General features: G+C 53.7%; 11 protein-coding genes and 1 pseudogene. 5 read left to right on the top strand and 7 right to left on the bottom strand.

The features are described from left to right. Positions 1 to 157 precede the first annotated feature (157 nt). Both JFU47_RS12390 and JFU47_RS12385 read left to right on the top strand, forming a co-directional pair. Positions 158 to 868, top strand: a complete 711-nt coding sequence (locus tag JFU47_RS12390) for a response regulator (protein WP_201183265.1) — start codon at positions 158 to 160, stop codon at positions 866 to 868. Further along, on the top strand, positions 865 to 2,223 hold the full coding sequence (locus JFU47_RS12385) for a sensor histidine kinase (RefSeq protein WP_201183263.1): 1,359 nt from the start codon (positions 865 to 867) through the stop codon (positions 2,221 to 2,223). The genes JFU47_RS12390 and JFU47_RS12385 overlap by 4 nt, the downstream gene beginning before the upstream one ends. 163 nt (positions 2,224 to 2,386) lie before the next feature. Here JFU47_RS12385 and JFU47_RS12380 read toward each other — a convergent pair whose 3' ends face one another. The 4 genes from JFU47_RS12380 to JFU47_RS12365 are packed head-to-tail and all read right to left on the bottom strand — an operon-like array spanning position 2,387 to position 7,525. Further along, on the bottom strand, positions 2,387 to 2,608 hold the full coding sequence (locus JFU47_RS12380; protein ID WP_046045986.1) for a formate dehydrogenase subunit delta: 222 nt from the start codon (positions 2,606 to 2,608) through the stop codon (positions 2,387 to 2,389). After that, on the bottom strand, positions 2,605 to 5,493 hold the full coding sequence (fdhF, locus tag JFU47_RS12375) for a formate dehydrogenase subunit alpha (RefSeq protein WP_201183261.1): 2,889 nt from the start codon (positions 5,491 to 5,493) through the stop codon (positions 2,605 to 2,607). The genes JFU47_RS12380 and fdhF overlap by 4 nt, the downstream gene beginning before the upstream one ends. Beyond that, positions 5,490 to 7,049 carry a formate dehydrogenase beta subunit gene (locus JFU47_RS12370; RefSeq protein ID WP_446739633.1) on the bottom strand — a complete coding sequence of 520 codons (1,560 nt, stop codon included), beginning with the start codon at positions 7,047 to 7,049 and terminating at the stop codon, positions 5,490 to 5,492. Before JFU47_RS12370 ends, fdhF begins: the two co-directional genes overlap by 4 nt. Beyond that, positions 7,049 to 7,525 carry a formate dehydrogenase subunit gamma gene (locus JFU47_RS12365; RefSeq protein ID WP_123365388.1) on the bottom strand — a complete coding sequence of 159 codons (477 nt, stop codon included), beginning with the start codon at positions 7,523 to 7,525 and terminating at the stop codon, positions 7,049 to 7,051. Before JFU47_RS12365 ends, JFU47_RS12370 begins: the two co-directional genes overlap by 1 nt. A 515-nt stretch (positions 7,526 to 8,040) precedes the next feature. Here JFU47_RS12365 and JFU47_RS12360 point away from each other — a divergent pair. Together JFU47_RS12360 and JFU47_RS12355 are read left to right on the top strand one after the other, a co-directional pair. Next, positions 8,041 to 8,400 carry a potassium channel family protein gene (locus tag JFU47_RS12360; RefSeq protein WP_201183257.1) on the top strand — a complete coding sequence of 120 codons (360 nt, stop codon included), beginning with the start codon at positions 8,041 to 8,043 and terminating at the stop codon, positions 8,398 to 8,400. Between the two features lie 12 nt (positions 8,401 to 8,412). Beyond that, positions 8,413 to 8,508, top strand: a pseudogene (locus JFU47_RS12355) (PH domain-containing protein); the annotation flags it as partial. Positions 8,509 to 8,652: 144 nt separating this feature from the next. Here the strand turns inward: JFU47_RS12355 and JFU47_RS12350 are convergent. From JFU47_RS12350 to JFU47_RS12340, 3 genes are all read right to left on the bottom strand, one after another. After that, positions 8,653 to 9,153 (bottom strand): DUF3916 domain-containing protein, encoded by a 501-nt coding sequence (locus JFU47_RS12350; protein WP_201183255.1) that lies wholly within the window; start codon positions 9,151 to 9,153, stop codon positions 8,653 to 8,655. A gap of 147 nt (positions 9,154 to 9,300) precedes the next feature. After that, the gene (locus tag JFU47_RS12345) at positions 9,301 to 9,630 is read right to left on the bottom strand and encodes a hypothetical protein (RefSeq protein WP_201183254.1); all 330 of its coding nucleotides are present in this window, start codon (positions 9,628 to 9,630) and stop codon (positions 9,301 to 9,303) included. Positions 9,631 to 9,970: 340 nt separating this feature from the next. Beyond that, a complete protein-coding gene (locus tag JFU47_RS12340) occupies positions 9,971 to 10,186 on the bottom strand; it encodes a hypothetical protein (RefSeq protein WP_201183252.1) in 216 nt (71 codons plus the stop codon). Positions 10,187 to 10,884: 698 nt separating this feature from the next. Here JFU47_RS12340 and JFU47_RS12335 point away from each other — a divergent pair. Continuing rightward, a complete protein-coding gene (locus tag JFU47_RS12335; protein ID WP_201183250.1) occupies positions 10,885 to 18,423 on the top strand; it encodes a CHC2 zinc finger domain-containing protein in 7,539 nt (2,512 codons plus the stop codon). Positions 18,424 to 18,494 lie beyond the last annotated feature (71 nt).

Genomic DNA, 18,494 nt, shown 5'->3' with positions numbered 1-18,494 from the left:
TCTCGGGAGGAATTCGCCGAGATGCTGGACCCCAAGCCTTGCGCAAAGATGTCTGGTTTATTGCGGCGCTGACGTTTTATTGCAGGATTGAAATATATGACGCGCTGCCGTGAATGGTTTTAGATGGCGGTTCCATTCGCCCCTTAAGTGACTTTCGGTGATCAGCCTTTTAATTGTGGACGACGACCTTGAGGTTCTCGATCTACTGAAAAAATTCTTCGTGCAGCACGGCTACAGCGTCGAAGTCGCCACCGACGGCGCGTCGCTGTGGGCGGCCATCGAGCGCCAGCCACCGGACCTGATCATTCTTGACGTGATGTTGCCGGGGGACAGCGGTTTGATCCTGTGTCAGCAACTGCGGATTCGACATTCCATTCCCGTGATCATGCTTACGGCCATGGGCGAACTCAGCGACCGAGTGGTTGGCCTTGAACTGGGGGCCGACGATTACCTGACCAAACCCTTCGACGCCCGTGAGCTGTTGGCCAGGGTGCGCGCCGTGCTGCGTCGCGTGGACGAGCGCCGTCCGGTATCGCAGGAACGGCCACGGCCGCTGATCGACTTCGCCGACTGGCACCTGGACGTCACCCGTCGTGAGCTTCGCTCGCCGGACAACGTGATGATTCCGCTGTCGGCCGGTGAGTTTGACTTGCTGCTGGTCTTTGTCGAACACCCGCAGCGCATCCTCACCCGCGAGCAGTTGCTGGACCTGGCGCGTGGGCATTGTCATGAGGCGTTCGATCGCAGCATCGACGTTCAAGTCAGCCGCCTGCGGCGCAAACTCGAGTCCGACACCAAGCGGCCGGCGATGATTCGCACCGTGCGCAATGGCGGTTACCTGTTCACCCCCAGCGTGACACGGCGATGAGCTGGCTGAAGCGGATTCGCTCCCGAGACTGGCCACAAGATACGGTGGCGCGCTGGATCGCGTTGACGATCATCCTGGCCATGCTCATTTCATTGGCACTCAATGGGCTGTTTATCCAACTGGCCGGGGTATGGGCGCGCCCGCCGTTGACCGAGATCGGTTTGCTGGAAAAAGCCGCGGCCATCACCCGCGTCATCGAGGCTGCACCGGCGCCCCTTCGAAACTCATTGGTGCAAGCTGCCGGCGAGAACGGCTTCACCGTCAGTTGGCACCCTGATCGACACGATCTCCATCTGCCGCCCGTAGAAGATCCGAAGTCCGGCATCGGCTCGACCATTCTGCAGCCCATGCTCAAAACCCCTGACCGGCGCATCGAAGCCTATGAACCGGCCGACTGGACGGAACACACGGCGGACGCCCATTACGCGCTGCTGATCGAGCTATCGGATTCGACATGGCTGATGTTCTCCGCGCCTTCGCGCAGTTGGGGGCTCGACGAAGCGCCACGTTACCTGATCGTCATCCTGCTGGTGCTGATCTCCACTGCGCTGGTCGCACTGATCGCTACCCGGCGCCTCGCCACACCTTTGCAGCACTTTGCCGAAGGTGCCCGACGCTTCGGCGTGGACTTCCGCGCACCGCCGATCGAACCGCTCGGCCCCCACGAAATCCGCCAGGCCATTCTTGCGTTCAATGCCATGCAAGCCCAGTTGCAACACTTCATCCGCGATCGCACGCAAATGCTCGCCGCCATCTCCCACGACCTGCGCGCGCCTCTGACGCGGATGCGCTTGCGCGGCGAATTCATCGAAGACAGCGAGCAACAGCAACGGCTGTTTCGTGACGTGGATGAAATGCAGGCGATGATCAACTCGGCGCTGGAGTTCTTTCGTGATGATGCGCGGCTTGAACCGGCGACCCAGTTTGATCTGGCGGAACTGTTGCAAACGTTGCTGGATGATTACCGCGATCAGGGCATCGACATTACGTTCAGCGGGCCATCGCGGTTGGTTTATTTCGGGCGACCGTTGGGGCTTAAGCGGGTGATGACCAATCTGCTTGATAACGCGATCAAGTACGGTAGTGAGCCGGCGATTGAACTGATCCCGGGTACCGGAGAGGTGCGGATCAAAATACTGGATCGTGGGCCGGGCATTCCTGACTCCAGCCTCGAACAAGTGTTCGCGCCATTCTTCAGAATGGAAGGTTCGCGGAACAAAAGCACTGGGGGTGTTGGTTTGGGGTTGTCGGCGGCGCGGGCGATTGTGCTGGAACACGGAGGCGAGCTGACACTGCGTAATCGGTCGAAGGGCGGGTTGGAGGCGTTGGTGGTGTTGCCGGTGCATCGAGGTTGAGGATTCGGACTACCACGGGACCGATGCTGATGAGTAGCCCCTGTGGGAGCGAGCCTGCTCGCGAAAGCGGAGTGTCAGGCGCCATATAGGTCGATTGACACTCCCTCTTCGCGAGCAGGCTCGCTCCCACAGGTTTTTCGGTCAGGCTTAAGATCGTGTGGACCTAAGCCTCCCAGCCCGCCCCACTGACCGCCGCCTGCGCCAGCGGGTGCAAGTCTGCCCCCTGATGCTCCGTCTGCCAGGCCAGCAATTCCTTGCGCATGCCGGGCGTCCAGTACATCTGCAGATGATTACGCACGCCGAGCACGGCCTGTTGCTGGTCCGGTTCACTGGCGAAGTACTGGGCGATCTGGTTGACCATTTTGATCAGGTTTTCAGTGCTCATCGGCGTACCTCGGCTTTTGCTCCGGCGGTGCGTGCCTGGCGGCGTTCGTCGAGCAGGCGTTGTTGGTTGTCACTGAATTCCTGATAGCGTTTTTGCCACTCGGAAGGGTGGTAGACGCGGCTGACTTCCACGGCGGTGACCTTGTACTCCGGACAGTTGGTGGCCCAGTCGGAGTTGTCGGTGGTGATGACGTTGGCCCCCGATTCAGGGAAGTGGAAGGTGGTGTACACCACGCCCGGGGCGACCCGTTCGGTGACCCGCGCACGCAGTACGGTCTGGCCGGCGCGGCTGCCGATGCCGACCCAGTCACCTTCGTTGATGCCACGGCTCTCGGCGTCGGTCGGGTGGATTTCCAGGCGATCTTCGTCATGCCAGGCAACGTTTTCGGTGCGTCGGGTCTGAGCGCCGACGTTGTACTGGCTGAGGATGCGCCCGGTGGTCAGCAGCAGTGGATAGCGATTGTTGACCTTTTCCTCGGTGGGCACGTAACCGGTGAGCATGAAACGCCCCTTGCCGCGCACGAATTCCTCGATGTGCATGGTCGGCGTGCCGTCCGGTGCCGCGGCGTTGCACGGCCATTGCAGGCTGCCGTGGCGATCCAGTTCGGCGTAGCTGACGTTGGTGAAGGTCGGCGTCAGGCTGGCGATTTCATCCATGATTTCTGACGGGTGCTGGTAGTTCATCGGGTAGCCCAACGCGTTGGCCAGAGCCACGGTGCCTTCCCAGTCGGCCTTGCCGCCCAGAGGGTCCATGACCTTGCGCACTCGGGAGATGCGCCGCTCGGCGTTGGTGAAGGTGCCGTCTTTTTCCAGGAACGAGCAGCCCGGCAGGAACACGTGGGCGAACTTGGCGGTTTCGTTGAGGAAAATGTCCTGCACCACGATGCATTCCATGGCGGACAGGGCTGCGGTGACGTGTTGGGTATTCGGGTCGCTCTGGGCGATGTCCTCGCCCTGGCAATACAGGCCCTTGAAGCTGCCGCTGAGGGCGGCTTCGAACATGTTGGGAATGCGCAGGCCCGGATCGGGTTGCAGGGTGACATTCCAGGCCTGTTCGAATTGTGCGCGAACGACCTCGTTGGAGATGTGGCGGTAGCCGGGCAGCTCATGGGGGAAGGAGCCCATGTCGCAGGAGCCCTGAACGTTGTTCTGCCCTCGCAATGGGTTCACGCCCACGCCTTCGCGGCCGATGTTGCCAGTGGCCATGGCCAGGTTGGCGATGCCCATGACCGCGGTGCTGCCCTGACTGTGCTCGGTGACGCCCAGCCCGTAATAGATCGCTGCGTTGCCGCCGGTGGCATACAGGCGCGCGGCGGCGCGGATGTCGGCTGGGGCCACGCCGCAGATTTCACCAAGCACTTCCGGCGAGTTTTCCGCGCGGCTGACGAACTCGCGCCAGTGAGCGAATTCGTTGTCCTCGCAACGGGCGTCGATAAAGGCTTGGTTCAACAGGCCTTCGGTGACGATGACGTGGGCCAGGGCGTTGAGCATGGCGACGTTGGTGCCCGGGCGCAGGGCCAGGTGCAGTTCGGCGCGGGCATGCACCGAATCCACCAGATCAATGCGTCGTGGGTCGATGACGATCAGTCGCGCGCCTTCACGCAGGCGGCGTTTGAGCTGGGAGGCGAACACCGGGTGGGCGTCGCTGGGGTTGGCGCCCATCACCAGGATCACGTCGGCTTGCATCACCGAGTCGAAGCTCTGGGTGCCGGCGGACTCGCCCAAGGTTTGTTTCAGGCCATAGCCGGTCGGCGAGTGGCAGACCCGCGCACAGGTGTCGACGTTGTTGTTGCCGAAGGCGGCGCGTACCAGTTTTTGCACCAGATAGGTTTCTTCGTTGGTGCAACGGCTGGAGGTGATGCCACCAATGGAGTCGCGGCCATATTTTTGCTGCAACCGGCGGAATTCGCTGGCGGCGTACGTCACCGCTTCATCCCAACTGACTTCCTGCCAAGGGTCGTTGATGTGCTTGCGGATCATCGGCTTGGTGATGCGATCCGGGTGAGTGGCGTAGCCCCAGGCAAAGCGCCCTTTGACGCAGGAGTGGCCGTGGTTGGCCTGGCCGTTTTTGTCTGGAACCATGCGCACCAACTGGTCGCCTTTCATCTCGGCACGGAACGAGCAGCCCACGCCGCAATAGGCGCAGGTGGTGATGACGCTGCGTTCGGGCTGGCCCAGTTCGACCACGCTTTTTTCCATCAGGGTTGCGGTCGGACAAGCCTGCACACAGGCGCCGCAGGACACGCATTCCGAGTCGAGGAAGTTCTCGCCACCAGCGGCCGCAACCCGGGATTCGAAACCGCGCCCGGTAATGGTCAGGGCAAAGGTGCCCTGGGTTTCTTCGCAGGCACGGACACAACGGTTGCAGACGATGCACTTGCTCGGGTCGAAGTCGAAGTAGGGGTTGGACGTGTCCTTCACATCGGCGAGATGGTTGTCGCCTTCATAGCCGTAACGCACTTCTCGCAGGCCGACCTGGCCGGCGACGGTTTGCAGCTCGCAGTTGCCATTGGCCGAGCAGGTCAGGCAGTCCAGCGGGTGATCGGAGATGTACAGTTCCATGACGTTGCGGCGCAGGGTCGCGAGTTTTGGCGTCTGGGTGTGCACGGTCATGCCTTCAGTGACCGGCGTGGTGCAGGACGCGGGGTAGCCGCGCATGCCGTCGATCTCCACCAGGCACATGCGGCAGGAGCCGAAGGCTTCCAGGCTGTCGGTGGCGCACAGTTTGGGAATGGTGGTGCCCAGCAGCGCAGCGGCGCGCATCACCGAGGTGCCTTCGGGCACGCTAATGCTGCGGCCGTCGATGTTCAGGGTCACCTGCACGTCGCTGTCGCGGGCCGGGGTGCCTAAGTCGATATCGGTGTTCGGGTCGAAGAGAGTGATCATTGGTCGGCCTCCGAAGATTGCAGACCGAAGTCGGCGGGGAAGTGCTTGAGGGCGCTGGCTACCGGAAAGGAGACCATGCCGCCCAACGCGCACAGCGAACCGTATTGCAGGGTGTCGCACAGGTCCTTGAGGATGATCACCTGCTCATCGCGACCACTCTGGTCAGGCGCTGCCAGCAGGCGGTCGATCACCTCAACACCTCGGGTCGAGCCGATGCGGCACGGGGTGCATTTGCCACAGGATTCCTCGGCACAGAACTGCATCGCAAAGCGCGCCATGTGGGCCATGTCCAGGCTGTCGTCAGCCACCACCACACCGCCGTGACCGAGCATCGCGCCGATGCCGGCGAACGCTTCGTAATCCAGCGGTGTGTCGAATTGCGAAGGCGGCACCCAGGCGCCGAGCGGTCCGCCAACCTGCGCGGCCTTCAGCGGCCGGCCACTGGCGGTTCCGCCGCCGTAGTCTTCCACCAGTTCCCGCAGGGTCAGGCCAAAGGCCCGCTCCACCAAGCCGCCGTGACGAATATTGCCCGCCAATTGGAAGGGCATCGTGCCCAGGGAACGGCCCATGCCGTAATCGCGATAGAACTGCGCACCCTTGGCCAGAATCAGCGGCACCGAAGCCAGGGTCAGCACGTTGTGTACCAGCGTCGGCAAACCGAACAGGCCCTTCAACGCGGGGATCGGTGGCTTGGCGCGGACAATCCCGCGCTTGCCTTCCAGCGAGTCCAGCAGCGCAGTTTCTTCACCGCAGATGTAAGCGCCGGCACCGACGCGCACTTCCATATCGAAGGCCTGGCCGCTGCCGCCGACATTGGCGCCGAGGTAACCGGCGGTCCGGGCGATGTCCAGCGCCTCGCGCAAGGTGGCCACGGATTGTGGATATTCCGAACGCACATAGATGTAGCCGTAACTGGCGCCGACGGTGATGCCGGCAATGGCCATGCCTTCGATCAGCAGGAAGGGGTCGCCTTCCATCAACATTCGATCGGCGAAGGTGCCGGAGTCGCCTTCGTCGGCGTTGCACACAATGTATTTCTGCGCAGCCTGGGTCGCGCGCACCGTGCGCCATTTGATCCCAGCGGGGAAAGCCGCGCCGCCACGGCCACGCAGGCCTGAATCGAACACTTCTGTCGCAGTCTGTTCGCCACCGATGGTGACGGCTCTTTTCAAACCCTCGAAACCGCCATGGTCCCGGTAATCGTCGAGGTCCAGCGGCCGGGTGATGCCAGCACGGGCGAACAGCAGGCGTTGTTGAGTCTTCAGATAAGGCAGTTCTTCCACCAGGCCCAAGGCCAGTGGATGGGTGGACGGCTCGCTTTGCAGGGCTTCGAGCACGGAGGGCACATCGGCAGCCGTCAGCGGGCCAAAGCCGATACGGCCTTGTGGGGTGTCCACTTCCAGCAGCGGTTCCAGCCAATACAGGCCGCGCGAGCTGGTGCGTTGCAGGTCCAGCGGCAGGTTGTGTTCCTGGGCCTTCGCGGCAAGGGCGACCGCCACTTCGTCGGCACCCACGGCGCGGGCCAGAGAATCACTGGGCAGATAGAGGCGCGACATCATGCGTCCTCCCGGCAAGCATCAAGCAAGGCATCCAGACGCTCGGCACTGAGCCGCGCATGCACCTGACCATCCAGCTCCAGCGCGGGCGAACAGGCGCAGGCGCCGAGGCAATACACCGGGCGCAAACTGATGCTGCCGTCGGCGCTGCTGCCGTGATCGTCCAGTTGCAGGCGTTCGCGCAACTGCGCGGCCAACTGCTCGGCACCTCGGCTCTTGCAGGACTCGGCCCGGCAAAGACGCAGGATATGCCGGGCCGGAGGCGCAGTGCGGAAGTCATGGTAAAAGCTGATCACCCCGCGAACCTCGGCCTGACTCAGGTTCAGCGCGTGGGCAATCTCGGGGATGGCGGCATCGGGGATGTAACCGATGCCCTCCTGAATCTCATGAAGAATCGGCAACAGTGCGCCCGCAGAGCCCTTGTGGCGCTCCAGCACGCTATTGACCATAGGCAATTGCAACATCTCATCAGGCATTCAGCATTCCTCACGGTCACGGACAAACCAGATGGTTGTCGGTCGTCCGAAAGTGTCGGCTGCGGCACTCACACCACGTCACGGAATCGTGGCAATTTCAGGCCGTCGGCCAGGGCACCCTGTGCGGGCATCTTGTTGTGCCCGGTGCGGTCTTTGCCGCACCTCTTAAAGGGCATAAAGGCAGCTTGCCACGCTGCTTTTGATTCATCTGCACCAAAGCGACGTGTTCGGTTCTTTCTACGACCTTCTATTGAGTCTAGAAGAGTGCGGCCAGAGGCGTCGTCCCTGAATGGTCGGGGACTATGTGCAGCGCTATCGCGAATCATGCTTGAACCACCCCCAACCCGCTGCTGATGCACCGCGCCGCTTGGTTGACGTCATGGGGGGTGGAAATCAAGGATGTGATCAAGATGGAAGGGGAGTGGATCAGTTGGCCACCAGTTTCCCGCGCTTGTGCCAAGCTGATCGAGTGTTAATACGCGTGCCGCTCAGGCAAACCTCAGGAAGCCCATGACATGAAGCCCACTCATGCATCGCACGTCCGTCGAGAATTCTTCAAAGCAGTCGGGTTCTACTTGCGCGTTGTCTGGCCGATCTTTTCCGTACTGTTTTTTCTGATCGTGCTGTTCGGCCTCATCATCAGCTACCTGGAGGGCTGGGATCTTTTTGACGGCATCTATTTCGGCTTCGTGACCGGTTTGACCATTGGCTATGGAGAGCTCGTGCCGAAACTTGGCGTCTCGCGGGTTCTGGCGATTTTGCTGGGGTTCAACGGGGTGCTGATGACAGCGATATTTGCGGCGATCAGTGTTCGGGCGATTGAGATTGCAGTGCGGGCGGCGGGGCAGGAAGAGCCGGATAAGCCGACGGCGTGAAGTCATGCTTGGTTGCTACTGGAAGGGGAGGAAGTCATCGACACCTGCAAATCCATGCGCGACGGTGTGGTGTTTACCAACAAACGCATCATCGCGGTCAACCTGCAGGTTCGGTCCCCTTTCCCCGTTGGGGGACGCGACAAAAGAGGGCTGCGACAAAAGGGGACAGATTTATTATTCACGCACTCGGGTCAAGCGATGCCTGTCAGCTCACCAAAATCCCTGTGGGAGCGAGCCTGCTCGCCAAAGCCGTTAGGCCGGTTCCCCGATGCACCACCACTGTACTGCGACTTCATCGTCAGGTTGAGTTACGTCATGCCCGTGCTCGATGAAATTTGCTGGTGTGTGCAACGCAAGAGCATGACTGATCCGCTCTGGCATGAGAGCGTTAGTTTCACCGAGAAAACCCAGATAATAGTCCCGGTCATAGAAGACGGTGACCTCGCTTTGATGAACCCATGGCCACACCAGTAGGCAAGCGACGCGATAGTAACCCTGTGAGTGGTCAGCAGCGCTGGACAGGTGGTTAGCGGCTTCGAGCAGTTGCTGAATGCAGAAGGCCTGAACTTCGACCCTGGCTTGAGGGCCTTGAACCAAGGCCGCGTGTACCGGGATCTTCCAATGTGTGTAGCACTCCATGTGCACGGATCGCGGGTGAAACTCGTCGCGAAAACTGGAGGCCCAGCGTTCCAGGGCGCGAAGGCGTCGGGGAATGCCTCTTAGTGGCTTGTTGCTGAGGGCGATTTGCCGCATTGATACGTCCTTGTGATGCCGAAAAAGTCTTTCGTTGCTGTCTGCTGACGCAATTGAAAAGTGGGCAGATATATCTCCATATCAGCCAAGACCCCAGCCACTACTAGTCGGTGTAAAGGGTTAATAAACTTGCCCTGGCCCGCTCACTCATTGAATGTCTTTTAGGTAATCCTTGAGCGCAATAAGCGGCGCATTAAGCTGCTCCATTGTCCGCGCACTGCTGAAATCAGCTGACAACCGTTGCAGCTCTCGCCCTAGCGGCGTATCAGCCCCGCCTATAGCGTCTAGTGCCAAACCTACACAGTGCGCCACTCTAAACTGAATACCCTCAACATCCCCCCGCCGCACCAACAACCCAAACACCTCCCGCTCGTAATCGCTCATGATCGGATCGTCCCGCAGAATCGGACTTTCACCTTCCCTCTCATAAGCCAGCTTGAGCGCGAAAAGGGCAACGGTTTCCAGTGGCAATTCCATTGTGTGAATCCTTTATTCGTTAGCTGGGCGGGTTCGGGTTGTGGCGCCTTAAAAGCAAGATCAAAAGATCGCAGCCTTCGGCAGCTCCTACGGGGTGGCGGAGTGGGCTCACTTTTCTGTAGGCGAAAAAAAAGGCCTTGCAAAGCAAGACCTTTCTTAATTTTGGTGCCCCGAGGGAGACTCGAACTTTGGCTTGCAGACGCCATATTAAGCTGTGAGAGGGTTGGTGTCGCTAAAATCTACTCACATTTCTACTCACAACAATTGCCGCTGCTTTCTAACCAATGAAGAGTTTTCTCTGTTCGTTTACGCCACAGCGGTCGATCAGCACTCGCTGAGCCTAAACAAGCTTGCTCAGTCCATAACCAAGCAAGGTACCGATGCATATCAAGCCGATGGCCAATGCAAGGGGATAAAACAAAACCTCGCGCCAAGGCCCGTAAGGATACTTCAGTTGTTCGCTGGACCTAGCTAGCTGTTGCTCGCCGAACCTGGCTTGTATGACGCGTTGTTGCTCATAGAACAGTTTGGTCTGTTCTCTATGCTGTTTAATCATGATCCTGCTCCTTGGGGGAGGACTGTACGCAGAGTTTAAACCTTCATGACCTTTTCGGCAGGCGGACTAAGTGAAGGGAGCGGCTGACCGCTTTCGGCCCAAGCTGTGTAAAAACGCAGGCACCGCTTTGAAGTCTGCGTTGCTACGTAAAATCTGCCAGTGCTGGTTAATCAGCAGACCTGAAATTTGCGTAGGGACGCAATTCTGGTTTTGACCGTAAAACCTGCTCTTAAACGTTTTCACACAGCCTGGGCCAGAAGCGGACGTTCGCCAGAGGCTGCTTACGACACGAAGCTGCGATTGAGATGATACGAATTGGAGGGATAGGCAGCTAAATAGCCGTCCTCGGAAAATACTAGACTACGAAACACCCGCTGAATCAAAACGATACGGCAAAGCTGCGCCGGGTGTACGTCGCAGCATCGTCAAGAGGTTCATTCCCAATGTATGTGGCGTCCAAATCGGGACCGACCGGCTCATAGGATTTACGGAAACGTTACTCAGCAGAGCTACTCCATCGTACGTACCGTGCGCTTATAACTTTTTGGTTAATGCACCCCACTGAAAGCGCCGCTGACGTTGCTGCGTATGCCCCCCGGAGGGGTTTCCGCTCATGCAGGCGCTCTTATGGCCAGCAAATGGCCACCCTTGCAGAGTAATGATAGAGTGCAGCAATCAAAATCACCTGATGTGTAAAAATGAGCCAGGGAAAGCCAAACAGCGAAACTAGTCGACTTGTAGACAAGCTTGCAAACTCTGTGGATATAGAAGAGTTAGCGCATCGACTGGGGTTATCAATTAAACGTAGCGGTGGAACTGCTTCGACACTTTGTATCGATCACAATGAAGAAAATCCTTCAATGCGATTGTTCCCAGCCTCAAATAGCGACAAGCCTCACTATCACTGCTTTGTCTGTGGCACACACGGTGATATATTCACTCTTGTGCAGAAGGTAAAGGGCTTAAATTTTATAGAAGCTGTTAAATGGTTAGCCACTGAATATGGACTAAAGCACACAACAGCCACTACCAAAAACAAAATAGACCAGCCAAAAAAAATAAAACAACAATCTAGTGAGATTCAAAATCATACAGCATACGAATACGCACTAACTATTTACAAATTGAATAATCCAGAGTCAACAATACTAGTTGAATGGCTTAAAAACCGTAAGATATCTAAAGACACCGCAGATTCGGCGGAAATCGGCCTTTCCATACGTAACTGCCTAATAAATTATGCTGTTAACTCAGAAAATTATGGCAATTCGAGAGAAGTTCTCGGGGAGTTAGAAAGCGCGGGACTCGTTCGGCACCTTTATACGGACCCCACTACAGATCCCGCCACGCACTTGGATATTGGAGCAAAATACCGAGATTTTTTTTACGACAACAGAATTATCTTCCCAATAAGAGACATGACGAATGTCCTATTAGGGTTTGCCGCTCGAAAACTAGATGATACAAACAGCTCGCCAAAATACCTGTACACCCCAAGTTTACCAAAAGCTCATATACTATACCGAGCAAGAGAGGCAAGCATCAGAGTTGCCCAGCTTGCGAAAGATGGTGAGGCACCCATCATATATGTGTGTGAGGGCCTAATAGACGCTTTGCGATTAGAAAGCTTTGGGCTCGCAGCGGTAGCCGTTTTGGGATCTAAAGCATCAGAGAGCCAAGCAAAAATAATTACTCAGCTCGCAAAATCGCTACCTGAAGTAACACCACTTCAAGTACGAATTTTTTTAGACAGGGATACAGCAGGTTTAAAAGGAGCATCTTCAACAATTAAAACCCTGCTAACTCAAGATGCGGACAGGAGGCTTGAACTAGCGTTTGTTTGGCAAGAATCTAAACATACAGATCCAGGGCAGACGTCTAAAGATCCTGACGAACTTCTAAAAAACATCACATCTCCAATAGCAGCCAAGGAGCTTTTGGATGAAATCACACACTCTGCAGCCGTTGCCCTGATATCAGAAAAATTGGGGATTTTACCGGAAGAAATTCTCGACGACCAAAAATGGGAAAACCTACCCTACGGGCCAAAATCGCGAAGTATAAGTTACTTAAGAACTATTTCAGATAACGAAATAGCTCGAGTTACTCAATACTGGCGCGTTTCCAGAAATCCCGAACCAAAGTGGCTGAGTGATATTTCCTCGTTTACGCGGACAACCGAGAGCCATACGCTATCTGAGCGAACGGTGCCGACTCCAAATGATTTAACCGTAAAGCTAAATCATGCTCGCGAACTTGCGCAAACGGGTGCAAATAAGGGAGAAGTGCTTTCAGATATTGCTACTTGGAGAAGATTGTCGCTTGCCGCAACGGCTTTCAATGAAGGAATAATTAGCAGGCTGAAAGAAAATAACTATAAGCCTTCTGAGCCCTTCGACGCAGTGCATGTTTCTAGAGGCTTTGGCAAAAAAGAAGAACGCTTAAAAGCGATGCCATGTCCTGAAGATTTAATCATGCAGCAATATGTGATGAATGAGTTGCTGAGCGAACAACTAGACGGTGAAAGCTCAGTAAGATTCAGCAATTATATTCCGGCTGTCCGATATTACCGAGGCGAGAACACGCTTAGAACAACAGGCGAATCACCCGGTGCCGAGGAGACCGAGACTTTAAGTTTTGCATATCAGATCGATATGGATGCGGTCGAGTTACGCGCCCCCCCGAAAGACGGCGGGATGTTTCGACCCTACTTCGAGTGTTGGCAGGGTTTTATTTCGTCTCTGCTATCTCAAGGCCGAAATATGGATAACGTCCATATGGTCCGCCTTGACTTGAAGAGATATTACGACAATATAAAGCGCTCTACCGTCAAAAATGTACTCATTAGCGCAATTACACCTGCATATGAAAGCTTGGAATACGCAGAAGATTTTTTACCGCTATTCCAACCTACACAAGCTTTGGGCCAGCGTAATAACGCCATCGTAGATTTCCTGTTGGATCATTGCTTTGGTTTTACATATTACCACCCTGATACAGGCAAACCACAAAAATCCAATAGAGAAATAGGCATTCCCCAAGGTCCGTCCTTGTCAGCTTGGATTGGAAACATCCTCCTATTTAAATTAGACTCGGCACTCAGAAAGAAACTTAAAGAACTAAATTCTGACGGAGCAGTTAAAGTCGGGTATGCACGCTATGTTGATGACGTAGTCATTCTTGGGGATAGTCTTGATATAATAGATGTGCTGCGAGCGCTGATTGAAGAGATTGCTAACTCGTTAGGGTTAGAGATGATTTCTAAAGAAAGCTTCGCACCGATGACATCCGATGAATTTGAAAAACATCTAACATCAGGACGTGCTATTGCTGCTTCTGGTCCACGAGAAGAGCAAACATTGTTTGAAGCTGGCGACGGTGATGCTGGCTGGGAGCTGTGGCATACAAATGAGGTCAACAGACAGACATCTCTGGAGTTGCTTCGAGATAGTAGATTATATAGTCTCCCGCCCGAAATAATTGAAAACCAGATATTCACTGCGTTGCGCGCGAAAGACCTGAGACCATCCGAATTAAGCAAAGCAGCACGGTGGATTTGGTACCAAACTGTTATCAAGACTCTTGACCACGCACCAGAAAATATTTTCAAAGAATACTGGTCGACTTGGAATAAGGTGTGTACTGGCGCGCCGTTTATTCTTAATAGCGACTTACCGTGGGATGATCCAGCATTTTATGCCATTGAAGGCTTAGAGGGTCTATTAGAACGTGCCAATAATGCCAGCTTTAGATTAAGCCCTGAAGAAGAACAGTTACGCAGTTCCAGTATTTCTGTTTTAGCACATGTTGCGTGCTCTGACGATTTTATAAGCTTTTTCATACAACCAAATAATTTGGACGCACCAGCTGGTTGGGCATGCGGCACAGTAAAGCTAAGACGAATGATTTTTCAGCGGCTTATATGTATGCAATGGAAAGCCGCCCTGTTAAGCAATCACATTGCACAAGTTGAAAATAAACCTGCGCTCATAATCGAAAAGATCGTAAAGGAAGACCAAGCTCTTCAGGCATCGTTGAAACGGGCACTGACCACTCACATGGAAACTTGGAAAATTGAGTTTACCGAGTTGGCATCCACTGAGTACGAAGTTTATGACGAAAAAAGTAGCATTACTGGAGCGTTCGCATGGCTTCATAAAGCGATTGTTCAACTGTCAAATTCAAGTAACCAAGGGGGGGGCGACCCTCTAGAATATCTGCGCGCAGAACTTGATGAGATTAATAGGCGTCCGATAGAGAGTGATAAGTTAATTCCCATTCTCAATGCGCTATTAATACAAAAAGAACAACAGGAAGATAGCACTCCTGGTGAGATAGTTCTTCTTTCTCTTCAAACTATTGCCGCTATTTCACCTCGAGAAAAACTACCAAACTTACTAGCCAGCCGCCTCCACTTGCTTCAAAAAGGGGAGCCTAAGCTCCCCTTGCCTCCGCTTCCAGGGGTTCCAGCAAATGGATTGCTTTTATGCTCGCACGCAATCACAGGCGACTGGACAGAGCTTTCAAAAATCTGGTGGGTAACTTTATCTAATGAGACTCTCGCGGACTCCCCTCCAGAGTTCAAAATATCTTATCCCAATAAACCGGCGTTGCTATACGCCCCCGAGTGGAACTCAACTAAACTTGGCAGCCTAGCAATTCATGAGGCGAAATGGAGCGCTGGAGCTAACTGGGCTCTGAAAGCACCCACTACATTTAGGATAAATAGCGACAATCTACGATGGGTTGCTGATGCATTTGAAGCAATTGCTCGTTTGAATTACGAGAATACAGACGACAACCCTGATAACTCAAAGGAATATGCAGCCGCTTGGCCTTACTTGGTTGTGAACTCTAGACCTGATACAGAAGATGAAGCACCTCTAGAGCTATCGTTACTTACACCGTCATATTCGTCTAAGCTGCTTGACGGAGCAGCCTATATTAAAGATGGAACGAGAGGGCTTCGCACGTATGATGTGCCCGAGTTATATGGGCATCATTGGCGAGCCGGAGTTTTGCTATCCGAACTTTTTGGTTATCGTCGAGATCTCGATCAATTTGCATCTCTTGGTGCAGAGCATATTGAGTGTGATGTAAATGAAGTACTTTCGCCCGCCGATCATTTGCTTCGGAACGTTCTCCGAAAGTTACGCGGAAACTACGCTAGAGGCGCGCTGTTAAAATCCTACGAAACAGCTGAGTACCTACCAGCCACAATATCTCGCTCTCTCAATCTTCTCCGAAATTTCCCCGGCGATGGTGAAATAAGCCATAGTATCGCTTTCGTGCTTGCAAGTGAATCCGAGACGGCCGCGATGCAAGTTCGTCTTAGCCACGACTTGCAGCTCAATCAGCCTGGCATTAACTACTCTTTTTTTGAGCGTGTCGCATTTCGTGTGATTAACCAAATCCCGCTAAATTGGGCAGAAGAGCTAAACAAAAACACACCTCCGCTGACTCTAAATACTAGAAGATCCATACCTAGTTTTTATTTTGAATTATCATACAAAATACAACATCTACTTTTATCCAGCCAATACAAACAAGCTAGCAACCTCAGTTTCAAGATCCTAGTGACAGGTTTAAAAGTTGCGTCTGTTACCACTTGGCTTCGTGAAATTGCATTTTGCATAGAAGCTCACGACAGCAAGGACGCATGGCCTTTTCCTGTTAGCGGCGATCTAGCTGGAGACTGGCAAATCGAAGAGCAAGGATTCTTCTTCGGCAGCCCTGAAAACTCGATTAACGACCTTAGCGTATTTTTCACCAAAAATGTTAAGGAAAGCGCCCCGCTACAGGTTTTTTCCGATATAACGCCTCTTGGATGGCTTGTAATAGTTTGCGGCCGTATTGGACTATTTGGCAAAAACTCTAAGAGACCGCTTCTTAAAATAATTAGCACATCAGCCCAACAACAAGCTAAAGCTTTGGCGAGTCTTTTCGCCACCCCTTCTGCCATTGAACTCGACCCTACTGGATCAGTAAATTCTGACTGGCCGTTCGAGAAAAATCATGAGGACATTGCCGACTACTGGATGGGCCTTGCGTTAAATGAGCTAACAAGCTTTTTGGTTGAAATAGAATCATGCTTAGGCCTTCAAGTTAAAAAATCAATTGGCGCTTGGCGTTTAGAAGCGGGGAATGGAAGTTTTACAGACACAGCAGGCGAGAGCTGGAAAATAACGCGCTCGCAGTTATCCATCGGTCACGGAAACAAACCCGAGCGCATCGAGAATGGCACTCGACTTCTAAGTGCATGGGACGAAACTTCTGACCAAGAAGGTAATCTTTTATTTGTCGCAGCTAGGGGCGAGCGGTTCAAAAAATTATCCGAGAAAACGGCCGAGATTGGAGTTACCGAAACTCTCGAAAAACCATTCAATATTGTTTCTGAACCTGAAGACTTGGTCGCACCCCCATCACTGCCGCCTATTCTTCATCGCGCTTCAAGTGACAATACGACCAGCAATTCAGAAACTGCTGCCGCCTCACCTGAGTCGCAGGCGACAACTGACTCTTCAGGATTTAGCAACCTTGTATTGCCTCCGGGCCTAAACTCAGCCTTTGCCTCTAGCCCAAGTCAGTCATGGCGCGATTTACAGAGGGAAGCTTGGTCACTTCGGAAAGGCCGTTCTCCTGGCCATACCCGAATCGCCATAATGCAATGGAAGGTTGATGAAACTTATCATCACCCTGCAACTGAATCTGAACACTGGGGTAACAATTGGCCAACAGTGAAGCAATTGCTTCCAATGGAAAAAAGTCGGGCAGAAGGCCGTCGTCGCAAGTTCATCGCCGAGGCCCTTAACACTTGCGAAGCGTTTGGCGTTGACATTCTTGTTTTACCTGAATACTCAGTAAGACCCGACACAGTTAAATGGTTACGCGAGCAACTAAAAAGGAAGTCGAACTATCCAGCGGTACTGGCTGGGACCTATAAGTTACATGGGAATAGTACAGATGCTAACTTCGAAAAAACTCACAGCACCATACTTGGATATTCCGACCACTTGAAAACATTTGGGCAGCCAGCTGCTAACGGTACTTCCGGCCATTCAAGCGCGTACTTGTCCGGCGAGCATAGCGCAATAATGACGCTCTTGGCTCCTTTAGATCTCACTACTGGAGAGCGGGTTGTTTGTACATTCTCACGTCGCAAAAAATACTCATCACTTGCGGCATCGGAGGTCTTCTCACCTTTAATAGAGAATTTACGACCATTATTTTCCGCAGACAATTTGATAGATGAAATAGGAGCAAGATCTGTAACTGACCAGAGGATGATGCCAGGAATTCCGCTAACCCCTAAAACGTTTCTTCATTACTACAATAAGCTGGGTGTGTTAGACAATATTGCAGAGTTTATCTGCTCAGAACTATTCCTTCCAATGAGTCCCGTTAACTATAAAGCCTTAGCCGCGGAACTCAACAAGCTTGCTGTTCGATTCGGAGCCTCAATGTCCCCATCGAAAGCAGAGAAAAGCTTACTTGATGACTTAGCATCAATGGCGGAATACTTGGGGATTTCTGTTGCAAGCGGTAAGCGAAAATCAATAATCCTGGTACCTGCGATGACAACCCGTTCGGCGGATTACTGGATTTTCGGCCAGTCAACTTTATTATCTGGCGGGGCAACCACTGTATTCTGCAACGCAGTCCTAGACAAAGCTTCAATTGGGGGAAGTTGTTTTATAGGAAGAAACAGCTGGGTCAGGGGGAAAAAATCTCCGATTATAGATCAAATAACTCCGTACGCTGGTTGGTCTAAAGGAATTTATTATAATCAATCATCTGATGCTCTCGGCGAGTCAGAGCAAGCAATTGTTATCGCTGATATCGATCCGTCATTTATGCAAGAAGGCCGTCCTCGGCCCCAAGCTCTAGCCATTCCGCTACAGCTTGTAGCTTACCTCCCCATAGTAGAGACGGGAGTTTTCGATGCGTCAGGTTTCAATAAACAAATAGACCCGGTGCTCGCTCGCATCATTAAAAAGCCACTTTTAGGCCGAATTGTACATCCCAATGATCCTGACTTCGTGGCATTAAATATAATACTTAGCGGCCAACTTAATAAAAGTGACAACTGCTCCTTTTCAGAACGTTTTAATCACTGGGTTAAATATTGGCGCGCCAACCCGTTCGCGGGCACTCCTCCAGCTATCGTCGACTGGATCGGGATTGGTCCGACTCCCGACTCCGACACCCCCGATATTTTTATTCCACAACAATGCTAGATGCACAAATGATGCATGAAACCCCGTAGCGAGACTCTGAATGCCGTGTGTTGCAACACGGCCTCAGCGGT

This window comes from Pseudomonas sp. TH39(2020) (genome assembly GCF_016650715.1).
Taxonomy (GTDB): domain Bacteria; phylum Pseudomonadota; class Gammaproteobacteria; order Pseudomonadales; family Pseudomonadaceae; genus Aquipseudomonas; species Aquipseudomonas mandelii_C.
The sequence above is the reverse complement of the archived record's forward strand: the minus strand, read 5'-3'. Positions and strand labels throughout refer to the sequence as shown.

Coding starts and splice junctions, on each gene's coding strand:
- JFU47_RS12385 (WP_201183263.1), top strand. CDS start 865: ATGAGCTGGCTGAAGCGGATTCGCTCCCGAGACTGGCCACAAGATACG.
- JFU47_RS12380 (WP_046045986.1), bottom strand. CDS start 2,608: ATGAGCACTGAAAACCTGATCAAAATGGTCAACCAGATCGCCCAGTAC.
- JFU47_RS12360 (WP_201183257.1), top strand. CDS start 8,041: ATGAAGCCCACTCATGCATCGCACGTCCGTCGAGAATTCTTCAAAGCA.
- JFU47_RS12370 (WP_446739633.1), bottom strand. CDS start 7,049: ATGTCGCGCCTCTATCTGCCCAGTGATTCTCTGGCCCGCGCCGTGGGT.
- JFU47_RS12340 (WP_201183252.1), bottom strand. CDS start 10,186: ATGATTAAACAGCATAGAGAACAGACCAAACTGTTCTATGAGCAACAA.
- JFU47_RS12345 (WP_201183254.1), bottom strand. CDS start 9,630: ATGGAATTGCCACTGGAAACCGTTGCCCTTTTCGCGCTCAAGCTGGCT.
- JFU47_RS12365 (WP_123365388.1), bottom strand. CDS start 7,525: ATGCCTGATGAGATGTTGCAATTGCCTATGGTCAATAGCGTGCTGGAG.
- JFU47_RS12335 (WP_201183250.1), top strand. CDS start 10,885: ATGAGCCAGGGAAAGCCAAACAGCGAAACTAGTCGACTTGTAGACAAG.
- fdhF (WP_201183261.1), bottom strand. CDS start 5,493: ATGATCACTCTCTTCGACCCGAACACCGATATCGACTTAGGCACCCCG.
- JFU47_RS12350 (WP_201183255.1), bottom strand. CDS start 9,153: ATGCGGCAAATCGCCCTCAGCAACAAGCCACTAAGAGGCATTCCCCGA.